Source organism: Acinetobacter sp. LUNF3 (assembly GCF_022699605.1).
GTDB lineage: Bacteria > Pseudomonadota > Gammaproteobacteria > Pseudomonadales > Moraxellaceae > Acinetobacter > Acinetobacter johnsonii.
This window is the reverse complement of record NZ_CP093968.1, coordinates 1,339,309-1,364,522: the sequence shown is the minus strand read 5'-3', so window position 1 is coordinate 1,364,522 and position 25,214 is coordinate 1,339,309. Positions and strand designations below refer to the sequence as shown.

Sequence of the window (25,214 nt, the reverse complement as noted above, 5' to 3'; positions counted from 1 at the left end):
AAATAGGGCGCTTTTTTTATCTCAATGGCGAATCAACGTTTACCCATTGAACGACGGGTGCCACGTGGTGGCATCCAAGTACGATCTGCATATTGTTCAGGTTTTGGACGAACCTGATTATGTGCAACATCGTCAGCACTTTGTTCTGCATTTGGCATTGGGAATGGGAGATTCACCAAAGGTTTTTTTGAAGTAGGCTGTTGCTTACTCATGACCATCACTCTCATCAAATTGCGCTTATTTTAAAGTTTTTTTCATAAAGATGCGAGAAACTTCCTAATTCTGTACATTTTTGAAATCATTAATTCAAAATTGAATTTTTTTTATGTTTTTTGCAGAAAATCTGTGTTTTTAAACGCCTTGCTTGAGTTTTTTAAGCTAAGATAGTGTGCTTTTTATTTTTTAAACCCTATAAGAAGGAATACTGCCGTGGACGTACGTCTCTCTGATCGTGTGAATGCCATCAAACCGTCCCCAACTCTTGCTGTTACCAACAAAGCTGCTGAATTAAAAGCGGCTGGCAAGAACGTTATTGGCTTGGGCGCAGGTGAACCTGACTTCGACACCCCACAACACATCAAAGATGCAGCAATTGCAGCGATTAACAACGGTTTCACAAAGTACACCGCTGTAGATGGTACGCCTGGCCTTAAAAAAGCGATTATTGCAAAATTCAAGCGTGACAATAACCTTGATTATGCTGCAAACCAAATTTTGGTTTCTTGCGGCGGCAAGCAGTCATTCTTTAACTTAGCATTAGCTTTGTTAAACAAAGGTGATGAAGTGATCATCCCTGCACCATTTTGGGTAAGCTACCCAGATATGGTGATTATCGCTGAAGGTGTTCCTGTTATTGTAAAATGTGGTGAAGAACAACGTTTCAAAATCACACCTTCTCAACTTGAAGCTGCGATCACAGACAAAACTCGTTTAGTGGTTTTAAACAGTCCATCAAACCCAACAGGTATGATCTACACTAAAGCTGAATTAGAAGCTTTGGCTGATGTTCTTCGTAAATACCCAGAAGTTTATATCGCTTCTGACGATATGTACGAACCAATCCGTTGGGATGACGAATTCTACAATATCGCAACAGTTGCACCAGACCTTTATGACCGCACAATCGTGTTAAACGGTGTGTCTAAAGCGTATGCAATGACTGGCTGGCGTATTGGCTATGCAGCGGGCCCTGCTAAATTGATTGGCGCAATGAAAAAAATCCAATCGCAATCAACTTCAAACCCAACTTCTATTTCACAAGTTGCTGCTGAAGCTGCGTTGAATGGCCCTCAAGATGTTCTTGAGCCAATGATTGAAGCATTCAAACGCCGTCATGACTTAGTTGTTAGCGGTTTGAACGACATCAACGGTATTTCTTGCTTACCTGCTGATGGTGCATTCTATGCATATGCAAACATCCGTCCATTGATTCGTGCGAAAGGCTTAAAATCTTGCACAGAATTCTCTGAATGGTTATTGGAAGAAACTGGCGTAGCTGTAGTTCCTGGTGATGCATTCGGTTTGGGCGGTTTCATGCGTATTTCTTATGCAACTGCTGACGAAGTACTTGTAGATGCGCTTGCACGTATCAAGAAAGCGGCTGATTCAATCGAAGGCGTAGATGCTGCGATTGCTTTAATTGCTGCTGAAAAATAATTTAACCCTTTAAAGTTAGATTAGAGAAACCCGCGAACTTCGCGGGTTTTTTTATTTTTAATCAAAATCTGAAAAATTTGCTCTTAAGCCCATTCAAACAATTTTAGAGCCGTGTAGTACCAGCAGAATCTATTGTATTTACGTCTTTATTGCGAGATGACGCCGAGATCACCAAGGCAATGCCTGCCAGAACAATCGTCGCGGAAATGATGATTCGGAAGCTCAATGCTTCACCAATAAACAATGCGCCACCCAGAATCGCCAAACATGGCACGGACAATTGCACGCTACTGGCCGTGACCCGATCAATTTTCTTCACTATGGCATACCAAAGTACATATGCCCCACTCGATGCTAAACCACCAGATAAGAGTGCCAACAACATACCTTTTGGCTGCATAAAACTCTGTGTGTAAAAAACAAAGTAGACCAAGACAACAAAAGGAATCGCCACTACAAAATTTACCAAGCTACTGGCCAGTGGATTATGCATATTTTTACCTGCGATGCTATACATTGCCCAACCTATGCCTGAAAGCACCATCAATGCAGCATAACCCAAAGGAGGTGTCGAAGCCCCTGGCAGCAATAAAATCAAAAGACCTAAAATTGCAATCGACAGCCCCAACCTGCGCCGCAAATTGATTTTTTCACCATGACACAGGCCATAACCGACCATACTTAACTGCACTGTCCCAAACAGGAGTAATGCACCTACACCCGCATCGATATGCAAATAGGCCAGTGAAAAAGCCACAATATATAAGGCAAGAAAAAATCCGTTTTTTATACTCCACTCTATTTTGGCCTTATGAGTAGAGAGCATATACAGTAGAAATAACGCCATTGCACCACTACAGACCCGAAGCAAGCTAAAACTCATCGGATCAATCTGCTGCTCAGCCAACGCTAAACGACATAGCACCGAATTGGCTGCAAAGGCCAACATTGCAATGGAAATTTTAAGCAGCATGTTTGAGCGTCCTTATTCAACAGCTTGCTTTAGATATATCGAATATATCTTATTAAATCTAGAGAGTTTTGCTCATGAAATTTATCAGCAATATCAATGTGAAACTCAGGTGATTCAACCTAAATACCTTATTATTTAGCATCATCTGGTGAAAATAAAGCAATCACATCAGCTTCCGTGAGCTGCTCTGTAGAATACTTGAATTGGTAAAAATCAGGCTTATTATCAATATAAATTTCTGTTGTAAGCTTTAAATCTTTTGGCTGTTCTTCCATCGCAAATACATTGATATTGCAATAACTGCCGTCCTGTGTTCGCCAAAAAAGCGACGTGCCACATTCGCTACAAAAACCACGCTCTCCCCAATCCGACGACTTAAATAATTTTAAATATTCTTGATTGTCAAACTTTAAACTACTGGGTTCAACATCAATACTCATGAGTACCCCGCTCGACTGTTGGCGGCACATAGAACAATGGCAAGCATGCACATCATGATTTTTGAGTGCGGCTTGGAACTTGGTTTTACCGCATAAACAGGACACGTTCATTGTGAGTTCCTTTTTCATGTGAAGACTGTATAAAATGACTAAAACCTTGTTTATCTTATATATAAGTAAAAAACAAAAGAGTGTATAAATTTTGTGCACCATTTTAAAACAATGCTCACGTTTAGGCTGCTCCGTTCTATCAACACTCAAATTATCAAAATGAATAATCCTAAATCTTTTCCCTACAATATGTTCACAGCATGAGCTCAATCCGTGATTACGATTTCGTTGATTTTGTACTGATCAATCCAATACTAAATATTGACGAAAAAACTGAATTTTGTTTAATTGGACATCAAGTTCCAAAAAGGAACTAATAGCTAAATATAGGAATGAACAAGATGAATCCCAAAGAAATGACAGGACTACAACTCTTAGAAGCCATGTGTGCAGGAAAAATTCCACCTGCAAGTATCAGTGAAACCATTCCCATGCAGCCTTTTGAAGTTTCTGAAGGGAAAATTAGCTTTAAAGCAAAAGCCGATCATCGCCATTTAAACCCGCTTGGTGGCGTGCATGGTGGTTTCGCAGCAACAGTACTCGACTCAGTAACAGGTTGCGCTGTACATACTATGCTTGAAGCAGGTGTTGGCTATGGCACCATTGATCTAAATATTAAAATGTGCCGACCGATTCCAAGAGACAAAGAACTACTTGCCATCGGCAGCGTGATCAACATCAGTAAGAACTTAGGTATTTCTGAAGGTAAAATTGTAGATGAAGACGGTAAACTCTACGCCCATGCCACAGCCACCTGTATGATTATTCGCCCCTAAAAACGAAAGGCACTGATAAATTTCAGTGCCTTTTTTACGCCAAAGCAAACTTTACTTCAGCATGACAGATCAAATTGCGGTTTTAAACGTCTTCAGCGTCTGCAATTTTGAGGCAACAGGACGCTCAACTCCTTTATAAATACAATAGTATTTAAACGCGCTGTCTAAACTTACGTCTAAGCTTTTACCTTCAGCAGCAGACCAGACTTTTGAACGATTATTACCTGATAAAGCACTGCCTGACAACTGATACAAATACAGATCATGTTCTCGCTGCACAGTCTTTTTAAGAGTACTGGTCGACTGTGTTGAAAGCAACTGACAAGGACTGTTGACCAGCCAACGCTCACTAAACCAAAGTTGTAATAAATCACCCAAATACAAGTCTCTACAACCGACAGGCCAAACATCAATATAGGCTGACTCTACAGGGGTATAGTATTGTTCTGGGTTTGAAATAATAGAGAGATACTGATCTTGATAATCAGCTAGGTTTGCAAAAATATCGGAAATGGTAAGCGTATTCATTCGCTTTCTCCTGTTTAGCCATTTTAGTGCTGGCAAGTTGGTTATAAATCCACACTGTTTAAGTTTTCACTTAAACGCTCTGTTGTTAAAATTAGACTATCAATGGCGTTTCCACATTGCAAGCACTTCAATACGATTTTTTTTGAAAATGATTTTTTTGTTCAAATAAAAAGCATCCAATATAAAAATGACAGCAACATGACATTTTAGACTTGACCCACTATGAAATGTCCTTATAATCGCATGCAGATTCTCCAATAGCTCAGTCGGTAGAGCGACGGACTGTTAATCCGCAGGTCCCTGGTTCGAGCCCAGGTTGGAGAGCCAAATTCAAGAAAGCCCACACTATATGTTGTGGGCTTTCTTCTTTTCTACGTCTTAAAAGTTTCGCTGCTTAAGATGTAAATCCCCGAACTAAGTTCAACGAAAAGCTACAACAAAACTACTCTGGGAAAATAACTTATCTTAAAAATACCCAAAAATGATTCACAAGAAAAATCATGAGTACATTTAAAACACATATGGATGTTCGTTCAGATCACTTCCCGATCACAGCAACTGAAATGAAAAAATGGAAAGGGCAAAAAGATTGGGAATACCAGCTTAGTTTTAGTGATCCTGCTTATAAAGATATTTCTACTGGATGTAATCATTATGAGTAAAATGACAGCTTATTTTTAATTTTTATTCACCCACCACAGCCAATCATTAAAAATATTTTTTAAGAAAATAGATTTTTCCAACCAACTAAGTCATGTCTTTGAGACTTTGCGAAATACTCTTTCTGATGTAACCATTTTTCATGATGTGCAATGGTGGAACGTGGAAGATATAAAAAATACAATAAATCATCGTCAAAATTCTAAGCACACCTACTCAAATAACTCATGCCACTGACTCATATTTCGCGATTTTATTGAAAGAAATTACAGCTCTCAATACATCATATCTACCCATCTCTAATTAAAAAGCCAAATCGATAAAGATTGGGCTTTTAATGAGTCAGAATTATCTACACTGAGAATTTGCAACTTTCGAACAGTCTACAAACTGTGGCATTCACCCACTTTATTTCTAAGTCGCTTGCATAGGCACGCCACTATGGAAACGAAACACATCATCAGGTGTGCTAATCAGATCTTTTTCAACATTACGGATATGATCAATACGGGCTTGAATATCCTCTTTCGGATTTTTCAATTTCCCCGTTTGCACAACCTCTAAAGCCAAAGCCAAATAGTCTTCAAAATGGCGTGATTCAGACTTCAAAAGGTAGCGATAGTAACGACCCAACTCATCATCCACCAAGGGTGCTAACGCGTAAAAACGCTCACATGAACGTGCTTCTACAAAGGCACCAATGATTAAAATATCAATTAAAGCCTCAGGCTCATAAGTCCGCACTTCTTTACGTAAACCACCCGCATAACGACCAGCACTCAGATTGCTCCAATCTAGCCCGCGCTTTTTCATAAATTCAAGCACTTGCTCATAATGCAGCATTTCTTCACGAACCAGTTGTGCAAGCTTGACTTGCAAATCTGTAAAAAAGCTATAACGAAACATGAGGTTCATCGCTGTACCTGCAGCTTTCTTCTCACAATTCGCGTGGTCTTGCATCAGCACATCAAGATTATTCAGTGCTTCAGTCAACCAAGCTTTTGGTGTTTCACAGCCCAAGAAATCCATGACGGGCTTCATGAGTTCATCATAATTGATATTCGACATATTCAAATCTTAAAAACTTTAAAATTAACGTGCAGCTTTAATCACTGCTTTCATTTCACGCACGGCTTGTTCCAAGCCCACAAAAATAGCATCGGCAATTAGGGAATGTCCGATGTTTAATTCGTGGATCTGTGGAATTTGTGCAATTGGGGTCACATTTTCAAGGTTGAGTCCATGCCCAGCATTGACTACTAAACCTTTCGATGCTGCATATTCGGCACCTTTGACAATACGTTCAAGCTCATGTTGCTGAGCTTCAGGTGTTTCTGCATCAGCATAAGCGCCTGTATGAATTTCAATGGTTGGTGCACCACAAGCAACCGCTGCATCAATTTGTGCAAAGTCAGCATCAATAAACAAGGACACATCACAGCCAATCTCGGACAAGGCTTGAGTTGCCGCTTTAACGTCGTCAAAATGTCCAACTACATCTAAACCACCTTCAGTCGTCACTTCTTGGCGCTTTTCAGGAACGAAACACACATGATGCGGTTTAATTTCTTTAGCAAATGCAATCATTTCATCTGTGACTGCCAACTCCAAATTCATACGTGTTTTAAGCACTGGCCGCATACGACGCACGTCATCGGCCTGAATATGACGACGGTCTTCACGCAAATGCAAAGTAATCCCTTCCGCCCCTGCTTGCTCACAGATCAGTGCTGCATTGACTGGATCAGGATAAGACGTTCCACGCGCTTGGCGTAAAGTTGCCACGTGGTCAATATTTACACCAAGTAATGCAGCCATATTCATTTCCTAATTACGATTGAGTTTGAGTGTTCTGAATCCACAACTGACGACTTTTTAAAGGGCGATCGCCCAACAATGAACTGATCATTTGTCGATACAACTTGGTCAGTAATTGTAACTGTTCCAAACCAAAATCCCTACCCTTTTCATATTGGCACATGCTTAAAATTTGCTGTCCGTTTAAGGTCGCTCGCGAAGCTTGTGCAGTAGGAATAAAGCCTTCATTCAACTGGAATATATAGTTGAGTGATGCTTGAATTTCAAGTTGATTCGCATCGGTCGAAAAATCTAAGGCATAGCCCAAATCTTCCAGCAGTTCATGCTCAAACTGTCTTAGAATTTGTTTTAAAAATTGATTAGGATCGGCTTGCTGCGCCAGTTGCTGTAATTGCGTTAGCGTATGTGCATATTGAGCAAAACTTTGCTCCATTTGTACTTCGAGCGGACACAGCCTGAGCAGGATCTCATTGAGATAAAAACCTGAAAAAAAAGCATCCCCGAAGAAAAAAATCGGCTGATTGACAATTTCAAGTTTTGTAAAATTTTTGAGTTCAGATTTACCCGAAGCTTGTAAACAAATCGGCTGATATTGTGGCGGCGGGGTTTGCCTTAGAATGCCATCAACTCGCCCATGCTCTTGGGTAAATAAATGCACAATATGACTACGTTCACGGTATTTTCTGTGGTGAATTAAATAACCATGCAGTACTTCATTGCGCATGAGGACTTAACTAATCTTTTTTATCTTTATCATTCTGTTCGCTGTCTTCATCATCCCCATCTGGGATAACAGCACCAACCACCGCTGCGGTTCCTTTCACCACGCCTTTTGTGGTTTTATACGCAATCTTTACAGGAACAGTGACGATCTTGTGTATACAACCTTGCAAAAACAACATACAAGCCATTACTGCGAACACTTTGACCATAACACCATCCCTATAAAAATTTGTTTTCTTAAAACTTAGATATCGCTATAACCTAAGCTTTTCAATGCACGTTCATCATCAGACCAGCCGCCTTTCACTTTAACCCAAAGCGTCAGCATGATCTTTTGTTCAAACATTTTTTCCATATCGATACGGGCATCCATACCGATTTTCTTAAGCTTAGCGCCTTTTTCACCAATCACAATTGCTTTCTGGCCTGGGCGGTCTACAAAAATCGTTGCATCAATGTATGTACACGCTGGTTTTGGACGACCTGTTTTTTCATTCACCGTTGCTTCTTCAGTCTTAAACGACTCAATTTGCACGGTTAAATCATAAGGTAGTTCTTCACCCAACTGACGCATAATCTTTTCACGGATAATTTCTGATGCCAAGAAACGTTCAGAACGATCTGTCAGTTGATCCAATGAATACATCGGTGGCTGGAAAGGTAAATACTTTTCAATGGTATCGCGCAGATGGTCTAAGTTTGCACCACGTAGTGCAGAAACAGGAACAATCTCAGCAAAATTCATTAATTTTGCACGTTCTTGAATTAAAGGTAATGCATGGTTTTTATTTTCAAGTGTATCAATTTTATTGATCACAAGAATCACAGGCATCTCAGCATTTTTGAGTTTTTCCAAAACGAGCTCATCGTTTTGAGTCCACTTGTCTGCATCTAGAACAAACAATACCAAGTTGACATCACGCAATGCAGAAGACGCAGCACGGTTCATCATTTTATTGATGGCGCGTACTTCTTTTTTATGCATCCCTGGTGTATCAACAAATACCGCTTGAGATTTTGCACGTGAATCAATTCCCACAATTTTATGACGTGTGGTTTGTGGTTTACGTGAAGTAATCGATAATTTTTGACCCAACAAATGGTTCATCAACGTAGATTTGCCTACGTTTGGACGACCGACAATTGCCACAAAGCCGCTACGAAAATCCGTTGGGATTTCTGTGCCTTGTTCGCTAAAAAATTGGCTAATTAAATCATTACTGTCGCTTTGCGACTCGTGATCAGCATCGATGTGATCGGAAGAATTTGACATGGCAGATTACTGCTCCAAAAGTTTTAAAATGTCCGCCGCAGCAGCTTGTTCAGCAAAACGGCGACTGGTACCCTCACCCATTACAACAGACAATCCATCCACTTTACACTCCACTTTGAAATGCTGATTGGGTGCATCGCCTTGAATATCGACCACATCATAAACTGGGAGAGCTTTTTTTCGTGCCTGAAGATATTCTTGTAAACGAGATTTAGGATCTTTAAGTTGATCGGTTGGCTCGATATGGTCTAAATATGGCTCGTACCATTTTAACACAATCGGCTCCAACACCGTTAAATCACTACAATCCACATAGATTGCACCAATAATCGATTCAACCGTATCCGCAAGGATGGACTCGCGATGATGTCCACCTGATTTTAACTCACCTGTACTTAAGATGAGTGACTGGCTCAGTTTTAAATCATTTGCAATCTTACCTAAAGCTTCCTGACGAACCAAGGTTGCACGCATACGCGTCAAACGGCCTTCGTTCTCAGTTGGATAAGCTTTGTAGAGATAATTTGCAATAATCATCCCTAACAAAGAATCGCCTAGAAACTCTAGGCGCTCATAGTTGTATTTGTGGCTCACCGATCGGTGAGTCAGTGCAAGCTGAAGTAATTCAGGTTGTTTGAACTGATAACCGATACGGCTCGCTAAGCGGGCTTCACTTAGCTTGGACTGAGCTTTGATCAAAACTTTTCTCGAACTTTAATACTAAATCTATATTCAGCAAGAATGGTTTTCTTACCTCATACTCCTTTTTCACCTGCAACCCTTCGGTATTGGTGACTTGCATAATTTCTTTAATCTTCACATCACGAATACCATTCATATCCAAACGCTTTGAAAGCTGACTCTCAAACTCCGCGGGCTGAATATTTTTCGGGCTGCTTTGAAACACTTCCTCAATTTGGCTATTGATCATCCGATCATCAAAATAAGGAGCCCAAACTGCAATCGCCACTTTCGCCATAAATGCAAACCCCATGATTGCAAATAAAATGGCGATATAAGATGCCCCTTGTTGATTCTTGCGCATTTTTTATTTTCCGAATCGATATTAGTCAATGCTACCGTTACGGTTAAATGACGGCAACTTAAAGCCAGGCTCTTTATGCATCCAAATATAAAATGCACGACCTGTTAGGTTCTGTTCAGGAACCATTCCCCAGAAACGACTGTCAGCACTTTGGTCGCGATTATCCCCCATCGCAAAGTACTCACCTTCTTTTACTTTCACTTCCCAATATAAACCATTTTCAGCAGAGTATTTACCATTTTCTACAAAGTTAATATACGGTGCTTGGCGTGCAACATTAACACCTTCTAACTCACGCATGGTAAAGGTATGCTTGCCAATGGTTTCTTTATGATATATCGAAGTAGGCGTATCTAAACTGTCTTTTTCACGGCTAAATTCAACAGGCACTTTAGCAAGTTTTTGACCATTAATGGTTAATTGGCCATGATCAAAAACAATGTGATCGCCAGGAATACCAACCACACGTTTGATATAGCTGATCGTCGGTTGCGGTGGATAACGGAAGACTATCACATCGCCACGCTCAGGCTCACCCACATCAATCACTTTTTTATTCACAATCGGCAGGCGCACACCATAGTCAAACTTGTTGACCAAGATGAAGTCACCAGTTTCTAATGTCGGCACCATCGAGTCCGAAGGAATATTAAAAGGTTCATAAAAGAATGAACGTAAGCATAGAACAATCGCAAGGACTGGCCAGAAATCATAAGCCCATGTAATGACAAAATTTTCATTTCCCTTGCCTTTTGTCGCTCGTTGTTTAAATACAAACTTATCGAGCAACCACACCAAAAAGAAAATCAGTGTGACAGGAACAAGTATCAAATTAAAATCAAAATCCATGGGCTTATATTCCTACCTTTTTATCTTTCTACTTTCAACACAGCCAAGAACGCTTCTTGTGGGATTTCTACACTTCCCACTTGCTTCATGCGTTTCTTACCTTCTTTTTGCTTCGATAGCAGTTTCTTCTTACGAGAAACGTCACCACCATAACATTTCGCCAATACGTTTTTACGCATTGCCTTTACCGTTGAACGAGCAATAATTTGTGCGCCAATGGCCGCTTGAATTGCCACATCAAACATTTGACGTGGAATCAAATCTTTCATTTTTTCAACCAATGCAATACCGCGGTGACGTGCATCTTGACGGTGACAAATCATTGCCAAGGCGTCCACTTTATCGCCATTGATTAGAACATCGACTTTTACCAATGATGAACTTTCAAAACGTACAAAGTTATAATCAAGCGATGCAAAACCACGTGAACACGACTTCAATTTATCAAAGAAGTCCATCACCACTTCCGCCATTGGAATTTCAAAAGTGATCGAAACTTGGTTCGCCATAAACTTCATGTCTTTTTGAACACCGCGGCGTTCCACACATAAAGTCATGACATTACCCAAATACTCTTGCGGTACAAGGATATGGCACTCAGCAATCGGCTCACGTAAGTCTTCAACCGTTGAACCATCTGGCATTTTAGATGGGCTATCGATATAAATCGTCTCACCATTCTTCATCACCGCTTCATAAATCACAGTCGGTGCAGATGAAATGAGGTCTAAATCATACTCACGTTCTAAACGCTCTTGCACGATTTCCATGTGTAGCATGCCTAAGAAGCCACAACGGAAACCAAAACCTAAAGCATCTGAGCTTTCAGGTTCAAAAAATAACGCCGAGTCATTGATCTGAAGTTTATGCAAAGCTTCACGGAACGGTTCAAATTCACTTGAATCAATTGGGAACAAACCTGCATACACCTGCGGCTTCACTTTTTTAAAGCCCGGTAAGGTTTTGACTTCTGGTGTGTTGGCAAGGGTAATCGTATCACCGACTGGCGCACCAAAAATGTCTTTAATCCCTGCAATTACGAAACCAACTTCACCCGCTTCAAGGATGTCTGTCTCAGTATGTTTAGGATTGAAAATACCCACAGAAGTAATAATGTGCGTTTGGCCTGTTGATTTCATCAACATCTTGTCGCCCTTACGCACACGACCTTCTTTCACGCGCACCAAAGAAACCACACCTAAGTAGTTATCAAACCAAGAGTCGATAATTAAAGCTTGTAATGGCGCATTACGATCACCAGTAGGTGCAGGAATGACATTAACAAGGGTTTCTAAAACGCTATCAATCCCAAGACCTGTTTTTGCGGAACAGGTTGGCGCTTCAGTCGCTTCAATACCAATAATGTCTTCAATTTCTTGAATCACACGTTCAGGTTCAGCCTGCGGTAAGTCTATTTTATTCAGTACGGGAAGAACTTCGAGACCTTGCTCAATTGCGGTATAACAGTTCGCAACTGACTGTGCTTCCACGCCTTGTGCTGCATCTACAACCAACAATGCACCTTCACAAGCCGCCAATGAGCGTGACACTTCATATGAAAAGTCGACGTGCCCTGGTGTATCAATAAAGTTCAATTGATACTCTTGGCCATTTGGATGGGTGTAATACAAAGTAACCGACGCAGCTTTAATGGTAATACCACGCTCACGTTCAAGTTCCATGGAGTCAAGTACTTGTGCTTGCATTTCACGATCTTGCAAACCACCACAGGTTTGAATAAAGCGGTCAGCGAGCGTTGACTTCCCGTGGTCAATGTGAGCAATAATGCTAAAGTTTCGTATATTATTGATATCTACAGACTTTTTTACAACTGCCATAAACTACTCTAAAAATATGTACACAATCATGTACTCAACTGCAAAAGTACAAATGACGTGTAAAAAGAATGTTGCTAAAAACTTCGCACAGTATAAGCAGATAAGTGTTAAAAATATATATTGTGATTGAGAAAAACTATCCTACAGAACAAAGTGAATACAACTCTGACCAAAAGCTATAGTTTTGCCCTTATCCACACGTCCACATGCAATTTTCGTTTTGATTTTACTTATATGTCATCTTAATTTTTGTGGTTGGTAGATGGAACTCATCAACTATGAAAGTATCAGACTGAGCACCCAGTCAACCACTTCATGAACTAGCAAAAGCAATTAAAGTACATTCAGCGCCAGTGATCGATTGGGAATTATGTGTAAAGCTGATAGGGAAAGAAAAAATTAGCTTAGTGAGATCATACTCAAGAAGGACTGCATTTTAAATTGGTCCACGTGCGGATAGTAGGAAAGCTGAACAAGTTGGTGATACAGCTATTGAGGCTGTGGTGAAGTGCTTCATTGAGAAGAAATTAGGAAATTAATCCATTCACTTAGTTTCAAATAATAAAGCTATAAATCATTCAATAGCGCCTATAAATAAGTTATAGATTTTAAAGGCAAAAGCCTCACATCTCAATTCTCTCATTATTTTGGCACATTAGTTCTTTCACTTCTAAACATTGGTTTAGACAGTATTGGAGATTCATGGATACAGCTAGTCAATGGCTCTATGCGACCCCATTCTATATACAATATGTTCAATTGATCTGTTATTTTTTCACTGTATCTATTAAGCATGGTATAGTGTATAAGTTCCAAAAAATGGAAAATATTAAATTGATCATCACTAAAATTTCACTAAAGAACTGGTACAGTTTTAAAGACTGCTCTCTAGATCTAAGCTATCCAAGAAGAATCGTTGATTCAACTGTCCCTTTTGAGTACTTAGAGAATTTTGAGAACATTCGATTCAAAAGAGTAATAATTCTTTCTGGAGCAAACGCTACTGGAAAGACATCATTCGCCAAAATTCTTGTTGCTATTAGGAACTTTATCTCTAAAGGTGAACTGTCAAAATTTTTCTACCAGGGTTTTAGGGAAAATGATGATGTCCTTGAATTTGAGGTTGAATTCATTGATAGGAACCCAGATCCTGAAACTATTGATTGCTCAAAAGTTGAGGATAGTGAGAAAGTTTATGATTTTTATCATCGCTTAAAAGTTATAGTTTCGAGAGATAATAATGACCCTGAGCATTTAAAACTTACTTATAATTTCTGTTATAAGGCAATCGAAATTAAAAAAATTGATAGTGTAGAAACACTTCGTGGCTTATTAGATGAAATGCCTTTTAAACAACATAAAGCTAGACAGACATTCTTCATTGACACAATTAATGATAAGCCAAACCAAAAAGATTATTTAGAAAAAGTTTTTAAATTCCAAAGTCTAAACCTGACGAATCATTGGAATTTTTTATACAACGATCACAATGATGATGTTTTGCTTAATAATAAGGCAAGCCTTACTAAAGATACACTCGAAGCGGTGCTAAAAACGTTTGACCCAAGTATTTTATCGGTTCAGGAAGCGCACCAAGACGGGAAACAAAATGACAATGGTTTTTTTGCAAATTTCTATAATGGTAATCAAATCTACATTAGTAATGATGGTCAAGTTCTACAAAATAAACATTTTTTTTCTTTAGGCACATATGAATCTATTAAAATAGCAAATTTTGTTTCACTCGTATTGTCCACAAAAAATAAACGTGGATGCACTTTCTTCTTGGATGAGGGTATGTCATATGTCCAATCCGAAATTGAGAGAAATATTGTGAATTTAATACTTCAAAAGATGAATAGATATAGCCAATTTTTTTATACAACACATAATTATGACGTATTAGATATGAATTTACCAATTCATAGCTATTTGTTTATAAGGAAGGATGATAGTTTTGACTCACAATTTATTAGGGCAGAACAATTCTTTAAGAAAAATGATCGTTCAATAGTTAACTATATTAAAAATGATGTATTAGGAACATTGCCTGATACTCGACTCCTAGATGATCTTTTAATGGGAGATTAAGTTTTGAATAACTCTTTCGAATATTATTTTGTTGAAGGTCAATGTGAGCAACACTTTATCAAGTCATCAAACCTAATAGGTAGAGTTATAATCCTTGACTTAAGCGAGAAAAGCGTAGATCAACTCAAAAAAACTTTGGCTGTTTTACCATCTCAGAAAAAGAGGACATTTATTAATATTGTGTTTGACTCTGATATTCTAATTTCTAATCCCACTTTACTATCTAAATTTAAAGAAAATGTTTCTTTTCTTAAGAGACAAGGGTTTAAAATCAGACTCTTACAGCAACACAAGAACTTTGAAGAGGAATTGATATACTCTTTAAGTATTAAATCTAGCCTACTATTTTTAACATTTAATGCAAGGAACCAACGTGAATTTAAGAGTCGTTTTCTCTGCGAGCAAAAAATATCTGATAAACTGAGTTCACTAAGTTCTGCATTTAACTTTTGGACAAGCCCTCTCATTAATCAATTAATTGAATTTGATAGTATGGCTCAAAATAATTTTTCTAATCTACCAAAAAGACCCTGTTAATCCATTAGCAAATACTTCTAACTCAGACTACACAACTCATTAAATTCAAAGCCCTCACTTAGAGGGCTTTTTATCAATACAGTGCGTCAGATACTCATTTCCTAAAATACGCGTTGCACCCTTTAATAAATACCTCATTAATATTCATCTCGGGATCATCCTTTTCATCATCGCATTGATCCGCACTCTTTAGGTTGTTATCACGTGCGTATTGATAGCCGTAATACTCTTCTGTTCCTTCCTTGAAGCCACCAAGCGTGTCAGGTCTCATTTGATACTGGAAAAAGATGAATGCAGCAATGCCAATGACTGCGAGTATTCCATTGACGATCCTAAATTGTTTTGAAATCATTTTTTATTCTTGGTTGGGTTATTATTTGTGCGATGATCATAAAGAATAAACTAGGATAAGTCTATGTGCGCAAACTTTGAAGCGATCAGAAAGAACCGTGCATTTCTACTAGATCTCCCTGAACCTGATCAGTTGGAGTTCCCTGAAGACATTTTTCCGAACTTCCCCTCACCTTTGATCTTTTCTAATGACGGAAAGCTAGAATGGCGATTGGTTAATTTTGGAATGATTCCTAAGTGGGCAAAGGAGAAAAGCTTCGGCAAATTCACCTACAATGCTCGGACAGAAACGGTCGCCGAGAAGCCCAGTTTTAGGGAGGCTTGGCATAAGTCTCAATTTGGTTTAATTCCTGTCGAAACCATCTTTGAACCAAAATACGTTGACGGTAAATCTCACTGGTATGGGATTGCACGTGAGGATGGTATGCCTTTTACCGTGGCAGCCATATACGAGAATGCAGTAATCGATGGAGAGCAAATCCGATCGATGAGTATGCTCACCATCAATGCAGACCAACACCCTTTCATGAAGCAATTCCATAAGCCCAAAGATGAGAAGCGCTCTATCATCGTAATCCCTGACGAATGCCGCGAAGAGTGGCTGAATTGCAGCTTTAAAGAGGCACATGAGTTCTTCTTTGAGATGCAGGATGAGTACATCACCTTCCCTAAATCCCGCTTATCCGAAAATGGTGCTCAACCTAATTTAATTTGAAGGTGCATTGATTATCCACAGCTTTTAAATTTGAATTTATTTTGACCAAAATCTACAATCTTGAAATCTGTTACAGAAATCAAGTTTGGCTATGAACGATATCAAAAACCATGGTGGTGTGAGACCCGGTGCAGGGCGAAAACGCTCAGAATTGACCACGCTCATCCGTGTGCCAAACTCGTCTGTTTTAGAAATTAAAGCCTTTCTCAAGAAGGCTAGAGCTGATCCTGAAATCGATCACATACGCCAAGTTGACCCCGTCACACATATGGCTATTCCATTGGCCACTGAGCGAGTTCAAGCGGGTTTCCCTTCCCCTGCTCAAGATCATGTTGATAAGACTCTAGACCTTAATGAGCACCTGATAAAGAATCCAGCTGCTACGTTTATCGTGCGTGTTAATTCACTATCACTCATCAATATTGGTATCGATATTGGGGATGAGTTGATTGTCGACCGTAGTCTTGAAGCAAAGCATTGGGACATTGTGATTGCACTGGTCGACAATGAGTTCACTGTAAAGCGTCTCATGTGTGAGGAAAATGGAGTGTGTTGGCTAAAAGCTGAAAATCCAGACTATGACGACATTCATTTCAGTGAAGGGCAAGAGTTCATTATTTGGGGTGTTGTCACCCGCGTTCTAAAGAGCTTCAGATGAGAAGCGAAAAGAAGATCTATGCCTTAATTGACGTAAACAATTGTTATGTCAGTTGTGAGCGTGTGTTCAATCCAAAGTTGAATAATAGACCAGTCATTGTGCTTTCAAACAATGATGGTTGTGCAGTTGCACGTTCACAGGAAGCTAAAGATCTTGGTATTAAAATGGGTGTGCCCCTATTCCAAATCAAAGACATTGTTGAGAAGCACAATGTAGAAGTGCTTTCGAGTAACTATAAAGTCTATGCTGAAATGTCTAAGCGCTTTCACAGCATCCTTGCCGAATATGTTGCACCAGGAGAGCATGAGATTTATTCGATCGATGAATGCTTTTTAGATCTCACCGCATATGAGCATAAATTCGATTTAACTGAATACGCTCAAGACATGCGCGAACGTATTGCTAAGTGGATCGGCTTGCCTGTATCGGTTGGAATTGGTCGTAGTAAGACTGAAGCCAAGATTGCCAACCATATGGCCAAGAAAGCCAAACGCTTTTCAGGTGTCTGCAATTTGGTATCAATGGACCCAAAACATAAGGATTACTTTTTTAGTTTGATCGATGTCTCTGAGGTTTGGGGAGTTGGTCGACAGCACAGTAAGAAACTCCATGCTATGGGTGTGCATACCGTTCAGGATCTCACCCGAACCGAGCCACGCAATATGAAAAAACTCTTTTCAATTGTTATGGCCAAGACTGTAGCTGAGTTGCAAGGCATTTCTTGCATTGAAATTGAACATGCCCCACCCGCTAAAAAACAAATCATCTCATCGAGGTCGTTTGGCCAACGTGTAACGGATAAAGAATCTTTGTCTGAGGCAATGAGTGATTACCTGCAGTCAGCAGTTAAACGTCTACGTGAAGATAAAAGCTTATGTGGTTGTGTGATTGCTTTTGCTGAGTCCAATCCATTTGATAAGAATAAACCGTTTTATAAGAAATCAATCAGCGTTGGCTTTGCTGAACCTACCGACTCTGCTGCAGTGATGAATAAAGCTGTGATGAAGCAAATGGATGAACTGTTTCAAGAAGGTGTTGAATTTAAAAAATGCGGTGTGATTTTAACGTGTATTGAGAACAAGGCAGCCTATATTCCCGACCTACTCAGTGATGTTGAATCCATAGAACGAAATGAGAAGCTGCAGCTTGCAATGGAAGGTGTAAAGGAAAGGTTTGGAGATAAGAAGCTTGCGATCGGACCATGCAAATTGCCGAATCGGGGCTGGTCGATGAGTCGAGGGAGTTTGACAAGGGATTATTTTAGCTGGGATGGAATGTTGACTATTGAGAATTAGTTAATTATAAGATCAAAAAAATCTTTATTAATCATCATGAAAATATCTAGACTCGCATCAACTATATTCCTTGCAGCCACCATCTCTACAATTTACTTATTCGGCTTGATCTTTTATACCTTAAATAATATTGACGGAAACAAAATTTCAATTTTAAAAGACTCTATATCTTTGACGTCTAATTTTTTTGGTGGAATAGCAGCACTAATTGCAGCCTACATAGCTACTCAATTATTCAATGACTGGAGGGAGCAGCATAATAAAGAAGTTACAAACGTGTTTAGACTTAAGGTGCTGGAACAATATGAGTTATTTTGTGAAGCTGTTTCAGCATACCGACTAAGCTGTAGTCATTTAGAGTCAAATTTATTTCAGTATGCACTTGCTGAACAGCTTTCCACACCTTTGGTCGGCTTAGATTCATATGAAAATGAGAGAGAAAAAATCTTGCAGAAAATTCAAGAGATTGAGATAAATTACGATGACTTATGTCGAAAATTGAAACAGTATGGACGCGCGTCAAACTCAATGAATATGATAAATAGAAATATACAATATTATCAAGAAAAACTAACAGAAATATCTGATAACCAATTGAGAAATATGGATTTAAATACATTTTCCGCATACTGTTCAGGATTGGAGGTTGGTTATTTGGATTTACAAAATATGATAAATGACATTGACTGCTCAAATATAATAGACTCCCTCAAAGTTGAAAATAATGCGAAAAGTTAAGCTCTCACATATTAGTTAAAAGTATCACTCAAATTTTGGTTGGAATTTTATGAGTAGAATTAAGCCATTCGCTTTCAGTATCCTAGTTAGTTTAATAATTTCTTTTATTTTTCTTCTTATTATTTTTTGGATTTTTTATCAATATTCAACAGGAAACAAACCTGCGGAGTCAGCGCTTAACACCACAGGAAGCTACTTTGGTGGAGTTACTACTTTAGTGGCTGCAATCGTAGCTGCTTATTTATATACAGATTGGAAAGAGCCTCATTTTTTTTCAAAAATATCTTCAGAGCAAAACGAAATCGTTACACTAACAAGACGTATGAAGAGAAACATAGATGCTTTTACTTTGTTTATGAAAACTCAAAAACCTTTTTATACCGGCTTAAATAATGGGGATGAGTTTGCTAACAATTATCAAAATTTAGTGAATAAAATTTTAGATGATATTGATGATTTAGCCGGATTATTAAAGGCTTACCAGTTTAATTTTAAAATTAATATACCTCATGAAAAAGAACACTTACATAGATTAAAAGAAAGTGTAGACATTTTGAGGGAATTACATGAAGTCTTTTCAGAACCTAACCCCGTTATTGGTTATCTTGAATCTTATCCTAAAGTTAAAATTAAAGTAGACTCAGGAGATTTGATAGAGCTATACAGAGAAATCGTATTAAATCTGCCAGATTATTTATCCGAGTACTACTCGTCATTAACGAGACGATAATATTTAAATTCTCTCACTTGAGGGTTTTTTCAATGCACACACTGCACACATACAGTGACATGTACTTTTGTCGAAATCGAATGTGCTGTGCAGCCTGAAAGCAGGATGCACAGCATTAGCGCTTTGATCATGATAGAAACAAAGCCTTTTCTTTAGCACGACGATTAACAAGACCATGCATGCGCTTACCACCCGCATTCACCCATGCATCGAACTGATCTGCTGCAGCGTGAATATCATTGGCATTCAGCTTTTTAACTAAAGTCGATTTGCTAAATGCACCAGTTCCAATGTTGTAGGCAAGGGATACCAGTGCATCAAACTGATTTTGGCTCAGTGGCACCTTCACCGCATTATTTACAGCAGATTCAAACTTCTTTAAATCATGTGCCATGTATGTCTTAGCTTGTGCTTCAGTACAGGTATCACCTTTCTTGACTTTGATGCCGTTCGGATAAACCGTGGTACCGAATCCAATCGTCCATACTCCCACCCCATCGTCATAGGCAGTAAGTCGCTTTCCTTCAAAACCACAGATGAGATCCACACCAAAAAGACTAACCACCATTTGGTCGATCGCAATACCCAACATATCTGCCACAGCAGAATCTGTAGCTGTTGCAATCACTTGGTTGGCAGCATCGACTTGCTTTTGAGTAAGTGTTCCACCACTGATCTTTCTTAAAAAATCAAATATCTGTTTCATTTTTCACTTACTCACTTAAACATCGCTTTAAATGCTGATCGAATTTCAAAGATTAATTCACCAATGGTTTTACCACGTAACAGCTGGATTGCTTGATACCAGATGCCAATTAACAACATTCCAAAAATTGCAAAGATTAACATCACAAAACCTTGGGTCATATGTGAATAGACATGCCAACCATAATATTCAATGAATGCTGAACCACCATAGAGGCTAATAGCCACACTAAATGTGAACTTCATAATCACACCCATGGTGATTTTAATGCGCCCTTCAGTGTCGATATCCCCTGATAATGTCAGGGCAAAGATTGCCCCAACCACTGCAGCTATAATTTTAAAAAGCCATGGTAGGCCCTTGATGCTTAAAGGGTCATTCATAGACCACTCCTAATTTTTTGGCAATAAAAAAGCGCTCAATGAGCGCCATATACTTTTTAAAAACTTAAACTTCTATTTGAATTACTTCACCCAATGGTGCGAGTCGTTTAATCTCACCATCAGATACGAATACAGATGCTCCTAAGTTATAGCGGGTTGAGCTGGTGACCAGATTTAAGCCTGATCCACCCACCACCAACACTTTGTAATTGGGATGATCCACACTGGTAATGGTTCCTACAAACTCTGCAGCTGTAGGCAGTAAATCAATTAAACGCTGTAATGCATTACTCACGATTCACACGCTCCACTTTCACAGTTTGATTGACCACCGCATGACTGAACGAAACACTGACACTATCTACAATGCCCCACCATTCTGCATTAAATGCCAACACCTCTCCTGGTACACATTCACCTACTTCAGGTGAAATCGGCATACTGTAGGTATGGGTTTCAACCATTCCCGCTTTAGCAAGCTTAGCTTTACCATATGCCCCCATGCTGACATGGTTAAATAGTGGATTGTTTTCAGGCTGAAGTAAGGTATCGGCACTGGTTCCAGTGCGTTTCACTTGAGCCACTAATGCTTTACGATCATTGGTCAGTGTGATGCCATTGTAATCCGGATAGATTTGATAATCGGTCGATTGACTCACCACTGCAGAATCAGGCAATAAACGATCATATTCAGCGATCGACAACACATCCCAAAAGGTCTTTTTATAAAGCGACTTAATGGTCAGCATATTGCTACCCTTTTCGCTATAAATAAACCCACCGCCACTTTCAACCACCATCTTAATGGCATCGATTGGCGCTAAGTTTGAATAGCTTAAGCATTCACGTTCAACGATCCATCCCAATGCATCGATCAACTGCCAATCCAGTACCGTATCGCTAAACACGCGATCAAGCTCTGCTTGGCACAACTGGACTGAGGTGCGCTCATTCTCTTGTAAGAATGAGCGTAATGGCGCAGTCGGTGCTGCCAGTAATGCCGTTTGACTGCGACCAATCAATGTATAAGTATCTTGGGTAAATTTACGAGAACGTCTGCGGTTCTCAAGCAACATTTGATGCTCGGTACCATTCACTATAATTCTTAAAATCACAGGTTGACCATTGATCGGTTCCAGTTTGCCAATCTCGGATGCAGGTACAGTCAAACTATATGACCAACACCAACAACTGCGATCTGTACTGTAGTTTCCATCCAGTACATTTATTTCCTCGCCATTGTCTAGGCGCGTCACAGATAAACTATTCAATATGTACCACCAATTACGATTCGGTATGCCGGGTATGCAATCATCAGCACCGAAGTTGAGAACAACATCATGCGAATCCACTTCATGACATAGGCATACGAAATTAAGATCGCCTGTACCTTCATACTGAGGAATTTCAGGCTCTGGCCACGGTTCAATCGGATGCTTGCGATAGTGGATAGATTTGGCTTTATCCCAAGAGATTACATCTTGTGTGACCAGCTCTAAGCCTTTGTCCCAATCAAAGCTGAAGCGCTTTTCAAAGACATGCGCGACTTGATGTGAAAACGAGATATTGCGGCGTTTACGGATCATCTCCTGATGCGACAATTCACGGTTCAATCGAAGCTTAATTGATTCATCAAAATACAAATCACGCGCAATTCGAATCTTTAGATTTTCTTGCCAGCGCCCCCCTTGGTTACGACTGAGCTTTAAGCCCTGGTCAAAAGCACTATAGATAGATTCAGATAAAGTTAGTCCACGCTCAAAACCCAGCTCTGTAGCATGATTAATGACTAAACTACGGTCGTAAAAAAAGGTGTCATTTGACACCCTTAAAATAGGCTTGGTCCATGGTATTTCTACATGGCCTAATCTTGTGAAGGCTTTCCGATATTTCAGCCTTGAGACAAGAGATACCCCCACTATATGATTGATATCATTCAAACCCAAAATATCAGACTGAATAGAGGGGTTAATTGTTGCCAAGATTGTGCCGTGATTATCTACATTGTCCTGATTGGTTCCAGTAATATCCGCATTAATCGAAGTGTTAATAGTACTGTGCAATGTACCACTATTTACTTCTAACTCTGTATTCGAGCCCCTCAGTTGTACTTGAATACGAGTATCAATTTCAGCATTTAGAAAATTTAACTGATCTAAGGAATCGTTAAAATTTAAAGCCAAATTGTGGCTGTCTATTGCTGTAGAAGGCTGTTCAAAATTAAGTATGACGTCATGTGCGTCAGGTGGTGTGTAAGACATTAACCACCTCTAAATCAATATGGTTTTAAGATAATGCTATCAATCTTTTGACTTGAGCCAAGTGCAATATTGACACTATTCAGCATAATGTCAGTACCAGCAGTTCCTATACCAAAATCTGCATATGCTTCATCATCGCCATTATATAAGCGCGCCCATACGGCTGTACCTGATTTTGTGGCTAGTGCTGCTTCGGTTTCATATAGCTCTATACCATCCACCAGAACCTGTTTAATGCATGGCTCAGGTAATGGCAGTACACAAAGTAAATTCGATGGGTTTGCAGCCACTTCCGTGCTGGCAGGTTTGGCACCACTGTAATACGCAAAATATGCAGCACCAGCCCCACGATCTAAAAATTCAGCATGGGCTTGAAGTGCCACAATTCCCGCTTTTTTTGAAATTTGTATCATTTTGGCACCACATTATCTTGAATGACTGCATTAAATTTAAGTTTAGGATGATGTGCCACAATATAATATGAGCACTCATTACTTAAGTTTCCGAATTGATAATGGCCCTGATCATCTGTTAAGACATCAGCAAATAACAAACCTGACTTTCTTTCAAATAATCGAACACGACAAGGTATAGGCACTGATTTTTCGGTTACCTGCCCTTGAATCGTTTGAAAGTCGAAAGTCTTAAAAGCAATATTATCTTTAAATCGAACTGTGGTCGTTTGATCAATCTTGATACCCACTATTGCTCTCCTAGATCAAATAACACAACGCCTAGCGGGATACTATTTGTCCCACGGACATGCTTTGTTAGAAGTACTAAGTCACCCTCTTCTATTAACTGTACGTTGTTGTAATGGGCTTTATGGGGAATCGTCTTAATCAGGGGTAAAAAACCACGTGGATGCGCTTGGGATGATGCTGTGACTTCAAGTACCAAAGGGGTTTGAATAACCACACCACCAAACACATCAGAGTTTACTACGTAAGAAGTAGAACCCCCGCTTACTGTATTGGTTCCAGGTTCTAGTGTTACCTTGCGACAAGTTGCTTGAGCGTACGCAGATTTTTTATAACCTCTCTGCAAAAAAACACTACGACCTGATGTTGTGTTAGCGTAGTCTTCAGACCCAAGCACCACATCTCGTGTATAAGATTCCATTCGATATTGAGCACCTTGGGCAATCTCCCAAGCATTACTTGCTAATAAATAATGCGTAAATAAATCATCATCTGCTATAGGGTTAAAAGCTCCAAACCCATAACAAAATGCTAACTCTTTTTCTTCATCAGAAATATTTTTTTGATTATCAACACCATTGAGAATATAAAATGCCGACCCTGTACCAATCACCATCCAAGATCTATTTTCTGTCTCGTAATCAACTAAGCTCGTTGAGTCGACGTTGTATTCTCCCAGTGTGTAGTAATACCATTTGGCCCAACCATTCTTTATATTGACTCCACTCCCCGTTGGATTCCAGTTTCGTGTTGTGGCTGATGCATTATAAGGGGCTTGTACACCTTGCATCACATCAATCCCGGTCATCTCCTCAACGATACCTACTTTTGCATATTTGGCGTAATTAATGCCGTAGCTTGAGATACGCTCATCAACCACACGTAAATAGGGGCGATTTGGCAAAGTTTCATCTTTTGAACGATATGCAGCACGCCCTCCTCCTAATGCTGTTGAACTCGAGAAAGGCTTATCCCAATTTAATGGTGCAAGCATGCAATTAATCGCACCCGAGGCATTCGCAACACTCGCCACATTATTCAATTCAAACTTAATGGTCGTTGCATTGACCACTTGCTTAATTTTAAAGTCGCCATTGTATTCAGCCTGTGTTGCACCACTCACTCTGACGACCTGATATTTTTTAAGGTTATGAGGTAATCCAAATATAGCAGTTGCCTCAAGTCCAGTACTAGAGAGTGAGTTAATAACCCCCACCTGAATACCTGTCACTAAGCAAGCATCAAGCAAAGTGATCAATGAGCCTGAAGCATTTTGCAATTGAGGTGCATTACTGTTGTCTGATGTAAAAAACTTCACTGTCTTATTTGTTACCATGGCCTTTTACCCATAAAAAAGA

31 protein-coding genes and 1 tRNA gene are annotated in these 25,214 nt (G+C 39.5%); 11 read left to right on the top strand and 21 right to left on the bottom strand.

All coding sequences use genetic code 11. The annotated features are described in order from the left end of the window. Positions 1 to 32 precede the first annotated feature (32 nt). Complete coding sequence (locus MN200_RS06740) at positions 33 to 212, bottom strand: hypothetical protein (RefSeq protein ID WP_004693646.1); 180 nt, start codon at positions 210 to 212, stop codon at positions 33 to 35. Between the two features lie 217 nt (positions 213 to 429). Between MN200_RS06740 and MN200_RS06735 the strand changes: the two genes are divergently transcribed. Continuing rightward, positions 430 to 1,656 carry a pyridoxal phosphate-dependent aminotransferase gene (locus tag MN200_RS06735; protein ID WP_242760409.1) on the top strand — a complete coding sequence of 409 codons (1,227 nt, stop codon included), beginning with the start codon at positions 430 to 432 and terminating at the stop codon, positions 1,654 to 1,656. A 103-nt stretch (positions 1,657 to 1,759) separates the two neighbouring features. Here MN200_RS06735 and MN200_RS06730 read toward each other — a convergent pair whose 3' ends face one another. Together MN200_RS06730 and MN200_RS06725 are read right to left on the bottom strand one after the other, a co-directional pair. Beyond that, positions 1,760 to 2,629 carry a DMT family transporter gene (locus tag MN200_RS06730; RefSeq protein ID WP_242760408.1) on the bottom strand — a complete coding sequence of 290 codons (870 nt, stop codon included), beginning with the start codon at positions 2,627 to 2,629 and terminating at the stop codon, positions 1,760 to 1,762. 131 nt (positions 2,630 to 2,760) lie between these two features. After that, a complete protein-coding gene (locus MN200_RS06725) occupies positions 2,761 to 3,180 on the bottom strand; it encodes a GFA family protein (RefSeq protein WP_148826274.1) in 420 nt (139 codons plus the stop codon). Positions 3,181 to 3,521: 341 nt separating this feature from the next. Between MN200_RS06725 and MN200_RS06720 the strand changes: the two genes are divergently transcribed. Then, a complete protein-coding gene (locus MN200_RS06720; RefSeq protein WP_242760407.1) occupies positions 3,522 to 3,956 on the top strand; it encodes a PaaI family thioesterase in 435 nt (144 codons plus the stop codon). Positions 3,957 to 4,025: 69 nt separating this feature from the next. On the opposite strand, the gene MN200_RS06715 is transcribed toward MN200_RS06720, so the two are convergent. Continuing rightward, positions 4,026 to 4,484, bottom strand: a complete 459-nt coding sequence (locus MN200_RS06715; RefSeq protein WP_242760405.1) for a hypothetical protein — start codon at positions 4,482 to 4,484, stop codon at positions 4,026 to 4,028. Between the two features lie 251 nt (positions 4,485 to 4,735). Here MN200_RS06715 and MN200_RS06710 point away from each other — a divergent pair. Then, positions 4,736 to 4,811: transfer RNA gene (locus MN200_RS06710), tRNA-Asn, on the top strand. Between the two features lie 173 nt (positions 4,812 to 4,984). Then, complete coding sequence (locus MN200_RS06705) at positions 4,985 to 5,146, top strand: hypothetical protein (protein ID WP_242760404.1); 162 nt, start codon at positions 4,985 to 4,987, stop codon at positions 5,144 to 5,146. Positions 5,147 to 5,558: 412 nt separating this feature from the next. On the opposite strand, the gene MN200_RS06700 is transcribed toward MN200_RS06705, so the two are convergent. From MN200_RS06700 to lepA, 9 genes are read right to left on the bottom strand one after another with little or no spacing between them, the layout of a single operon-like run. Next, entirely contained in the window at positions 5,559 to 6,212 is a 654-nt protein-coding gene (locus MN200_RS06700) for a tRNA-(ms[2]io[6]A)-hydroxylase (protein WP_242760403.1), read from the bottom strand. A 24-nt stretch (positions 6,213 to 6,236) separates the two neighbouring features. After that, positions 6,237 to 6,962, bottom strand: coding sequence for a pyridoxine 5'-phosphate synthase (gene pdxJ / locus MN200_RS06695; RefSeq protein ID WP_242760402.1), 726 nt, complete (start codon positions 6,960 to 6,962; stop codon positions 6,237 to 6,239). A gap of 13 nt (positions 6,963 to 6,975) precedes the next feature. Continuing rightward, positions 6,976 to 7,686, bottom strand: coding sequence for a DNA repair protein RecO (recO, locus tag MN200_RS06690; protein ID WP_004980401.1), 711 nt, complete (start codon positions 7,684 to 7,686; stop codon positions 6,976 to 6,978). A 10-nt stretch (positions 7,687 to 7,696) separates the two neighbouring features. Next, the gene (locus MN200_RS06685) at positions 7,697 to 7,894 is read right to left on the bottom strand and encodes an NF038104 family lipoprotein (RefSeq protein ID WP_004693662.1); all 198 of its coding nucleotides are present in this window, start codon (positions 7,892 to 7,894) and stop codon (positions 7,697 to 7,699) included. A 35-nt stretch (positions 7,895 to 7,929) separates the two neighbouring features. Continuing rightward, positions 7,930 to 8,958 carry a GTPase Era gene (gene era / locus MN200_RS06680; RefSeq protein ID WP_004693663.1) on the bottom strand — a complete coding sequence of 343 codons (1,029 nt, stop codon included), beginning with the start codon at positions 8,956 to 8,958 and terminating at the stop codon, positions 7,930 to 7,932. A 6-nt stretch (positions 8,959 to 8,964) separates the two neighbouring features. Further along, complete coding sequence (gene rnc, locus MN200_RS06675) at positions 8,965 to 9,657, bottom strand: ribonuclease III (RefSeq protein ID WP_058869418.1); 693 nt, start codon at positions 9,655 to 9,657, stop codon at positions 8,965 to 8,967. After that, positions 9,629 to 10,003, bottom strand: coding sequence for a DUF4845 domain-containing protein (locus MN200_RS06670; protein WP_004693667.1), 375 nt, complete (start codon positions 10,001 to 10,003; stop codon positions 9,629 to 9,631). Before MN200_RS06670 ends, rnc begins: the two co-directional genes overlap by 29 nt. A 21-nt stretch (positions 10,004 to 10,024) precedes the next feature. Next, positions 10,025 to 10,852 (bottom strand): signal peptidase I, encoded by an 828-nt coding sequence (gene lepB / locus MN200_RS06665; RefSeq protein ID WP_242760401.1) that lies wholly within the window; start codon positions 10,850 to 10,852, stop codon positions 10,025 to 10,027. Between the two features lie 20 nt (positions 10,853 to 10,872). Further along, the gene (gene lepA / locus MN200_RS06660; protein WP_004693672.1) at positions 10,873 to 12,690 is read right to left on the bottom strand and encodes a translation elongation factor 4; all 1,818 of its coding nucleotides are present in this window, start codon (positions 12,688 to 12,690) and stop codon (positions 10,873 to 10,875) included. 702 nt (positions 12,691 to 13,392) lie between these two features. Here lepA and MN200_RS06655 point away from each other — a divergent pair. Then, positions 13,393 to 14,781 (top strand): AAA family ATPase, encoded by a 1,389-nt coding sequence (locus tag MN200_RS06655; protein ID WP_242760400.1) that lies wholly within the window; start codon positions 13,393 to 13,395, stop codon positions 14,779 to 14,781. Positions 14,782 to 14,784: 3 nt separating this feature from the next. Beyond that, positions 14,785 to 15,318: a hypothetical protein gene (locus MN200_RS06650; protein ID WP_242760399.1), complete on the top strand. Its 534-nt coding sequence runs from the start codon at positions 14,785 to 14,787 to the stop codon at positions 15,316 to 15,318. A gap of 94 nt (positions 15,319 to 15,412) precedes the next feature. On the opposite strand, the gene MN200_RS06645 is transcribed toward MN200_RS06650, so the two are convergent. After that, positions 15,413 to 15,670 carry a hypothetical protein gene (locus MN200_RS06645; protein ID WP_242760397.1) on the bottom strand — a complete coding sequence of 86 codons (258 nt, stop codon included), beginning with the start codon at positions 15,668 to 15,670 and terminating at the stop codon, positions 15,413 to 15,415. Positions 15,671 to 15,733: 63 nt separating this feature from the next. On the opposite strand from MN200_RS06645, the gene MN200_RS06640 reads away from it, so the two are divergent. The 5 genes from MN200_RS06640 to MN200_RS06620 all read left to right on the top strand — a co-directional run bounded on the left by MN200_RS06640 (position 15,734) and on the right by MN200_RS06620 (position 19,805). Beyond that, positions 15,734 to 16,384, top strand: coding sequence for an SOS response-associated peptidase family protein (locus tag MN200_RS06640; RefSeq protein ID WP_242760395.1), 651 nt, complete (start codon positions 15,734 to 15,736; stop codon positions 16,382 to 16,384). Between the two features lie 91 nt (positions 16,385 to 16,475). Continuing rightward, positions 16,476 to 17,042 carry a translesion error-prone DNA polymerase V autoproteolytic subunit gene (gene umuD, locus MN200_RS06635; protein WP_242760393.1) on the top strand — a complete coding sequence of 189 codons (567 nt, stop codon included), beginning with the start codon at positions 16,476 to 16,478 and terminating at the stop codon, positions 17,040 to 17,042. Next, entirely contained in the window at positions 17,039 to 18,337 is a 1,299-nt protein-coding gene (locus MN200_RS06630) for a Y-family DNA polymerase (RefSeq protein WP_242760392.1), read from the top strand. Before umuD ends, MN200_RS06630 begins: the two co-directional genes overlap by 4 nt. A gap of 36 nt (positions 18,338 to 18,373) precedes the next feature. Beyond that, complete coding sequence (locus MN200_RS06625) at positions 18,374 to 19,075, top strand: hypothetical protein (protein ID WP_242760391.1); 702 nt, start codon at positions 18,374 to 18,376, stop codon at positions 19,073 to 19,075. Between the two features lie 49 nt (positions 19,076 to 19,124). Further along, positions 19,125 to 19,805, top strand: coding sequence for a hypothetical protein (locus MN200_RS06620; protein ID WP_242760390.1), 681 nt, complete (start codon positions 19,125 to 19,127; stop codon positions 19,803 to 19,805). 127 nt (positions 19,806 to 19,932) lie between these two features. Here MN200_RS06620 and MN200_RS06615 read toward each other — a convergent pair whose 3' ends face one another. From MN200_RS06615 to MN200_RS06585, 7 genes are all read right to left on the bottom strand, one after another. Next, complete coding sequence (locus tag MN200_RS06615) at positions 19,933 to 20,511, bottom strand: lysozyme (protein WP_242760389.1); 579 nt, start codon at positions 20,509 to 20,511, stop codon at positions 19,933 to 19,935. 11 nt (positions 20,512 to 20,522) lie between these two features. Beyond that, positions 20,523 to 20,894 carry a hypothetical protein gene (locus MN200_RS06610; protein ID WP_087010935.1) on the bottom strand — a complete coding sequence of 124 codons (372 nt, stop codon included), beginning with the start codon at positions 20,892 to 20,894 and terminating at the stop codon, positions 20,523 to 20,525. A gap of 64 nt (positions 20,895 to 20,958) precedes the next feature. After that, positions 20,959 to 21,189 carry a hypothetical protein gene (locus tag MN200_RS06605; RefSeq protein ID WP_058869408.1) on the bottom strand — a complete coding sequence of 77 codons (231 nt, stop codon included), beginning with the start codon at positions 21,187 to 21,189 and terminating at the stop codon, positions 20,959 to 20,961. Next, positions 21,182 to 23,155, bottom strand: coding sequence for a hypothetical protein (locus MN200_RS06600; protein WP_242760388.1), 1,974 nt, complete (start codon positions 23,153 to 23,155; stop codon positions 21,182 to 21,184). Before MN200_RS06600 ends, MN200_RS06605 begins: the two co-directional genes overlap by 8 nt. A gap of 14 nt (positions 23,156 to 23,169) precedes the next feature. Next, positions 23,170 to 23,568, bottom strand: coding sequence for a hypothetical protein (locus MN200_RS06595; RefSeq protein ID WP_234303734.1), 399 nt, complete (start codon positions 23,566 to 23,568; stop codon positions 23,170 to 23,172). Continuing rightward, entirely contained in the window at positions 23,565 to 23,858 is a 294-nt protein-coding gene (locus tag MN200_RS06590; protein ID WP_234303735.1) for a carboxypeptidase-like regulatory domain-containing protein, read from the bottom strand. The genes MN200_RS06595 and MN200_RS06590 overlap by 4 nt, the downstream gene beginning before the upstream one ends. Beyond that, positions 23,858 to 25,174 carry a hypothetical protein gene (locus MN200_RS06585; RefSeq protein ID WP_242760387.1) on the bottom strand — a complete coding sequence of 439 codons (1,317 nt, stop codon included), beginning with the start codon at positions 25,172 to 25,174 and terminating at the stop codon, positions 23,858 to 23,860. Before MN200_RS06585 ends, MN200_RS06590 begins: the two co-directional genes overlap by 1 nt. Positions 25,175 to 25,214: the final 40 nt, after the last annotated feature.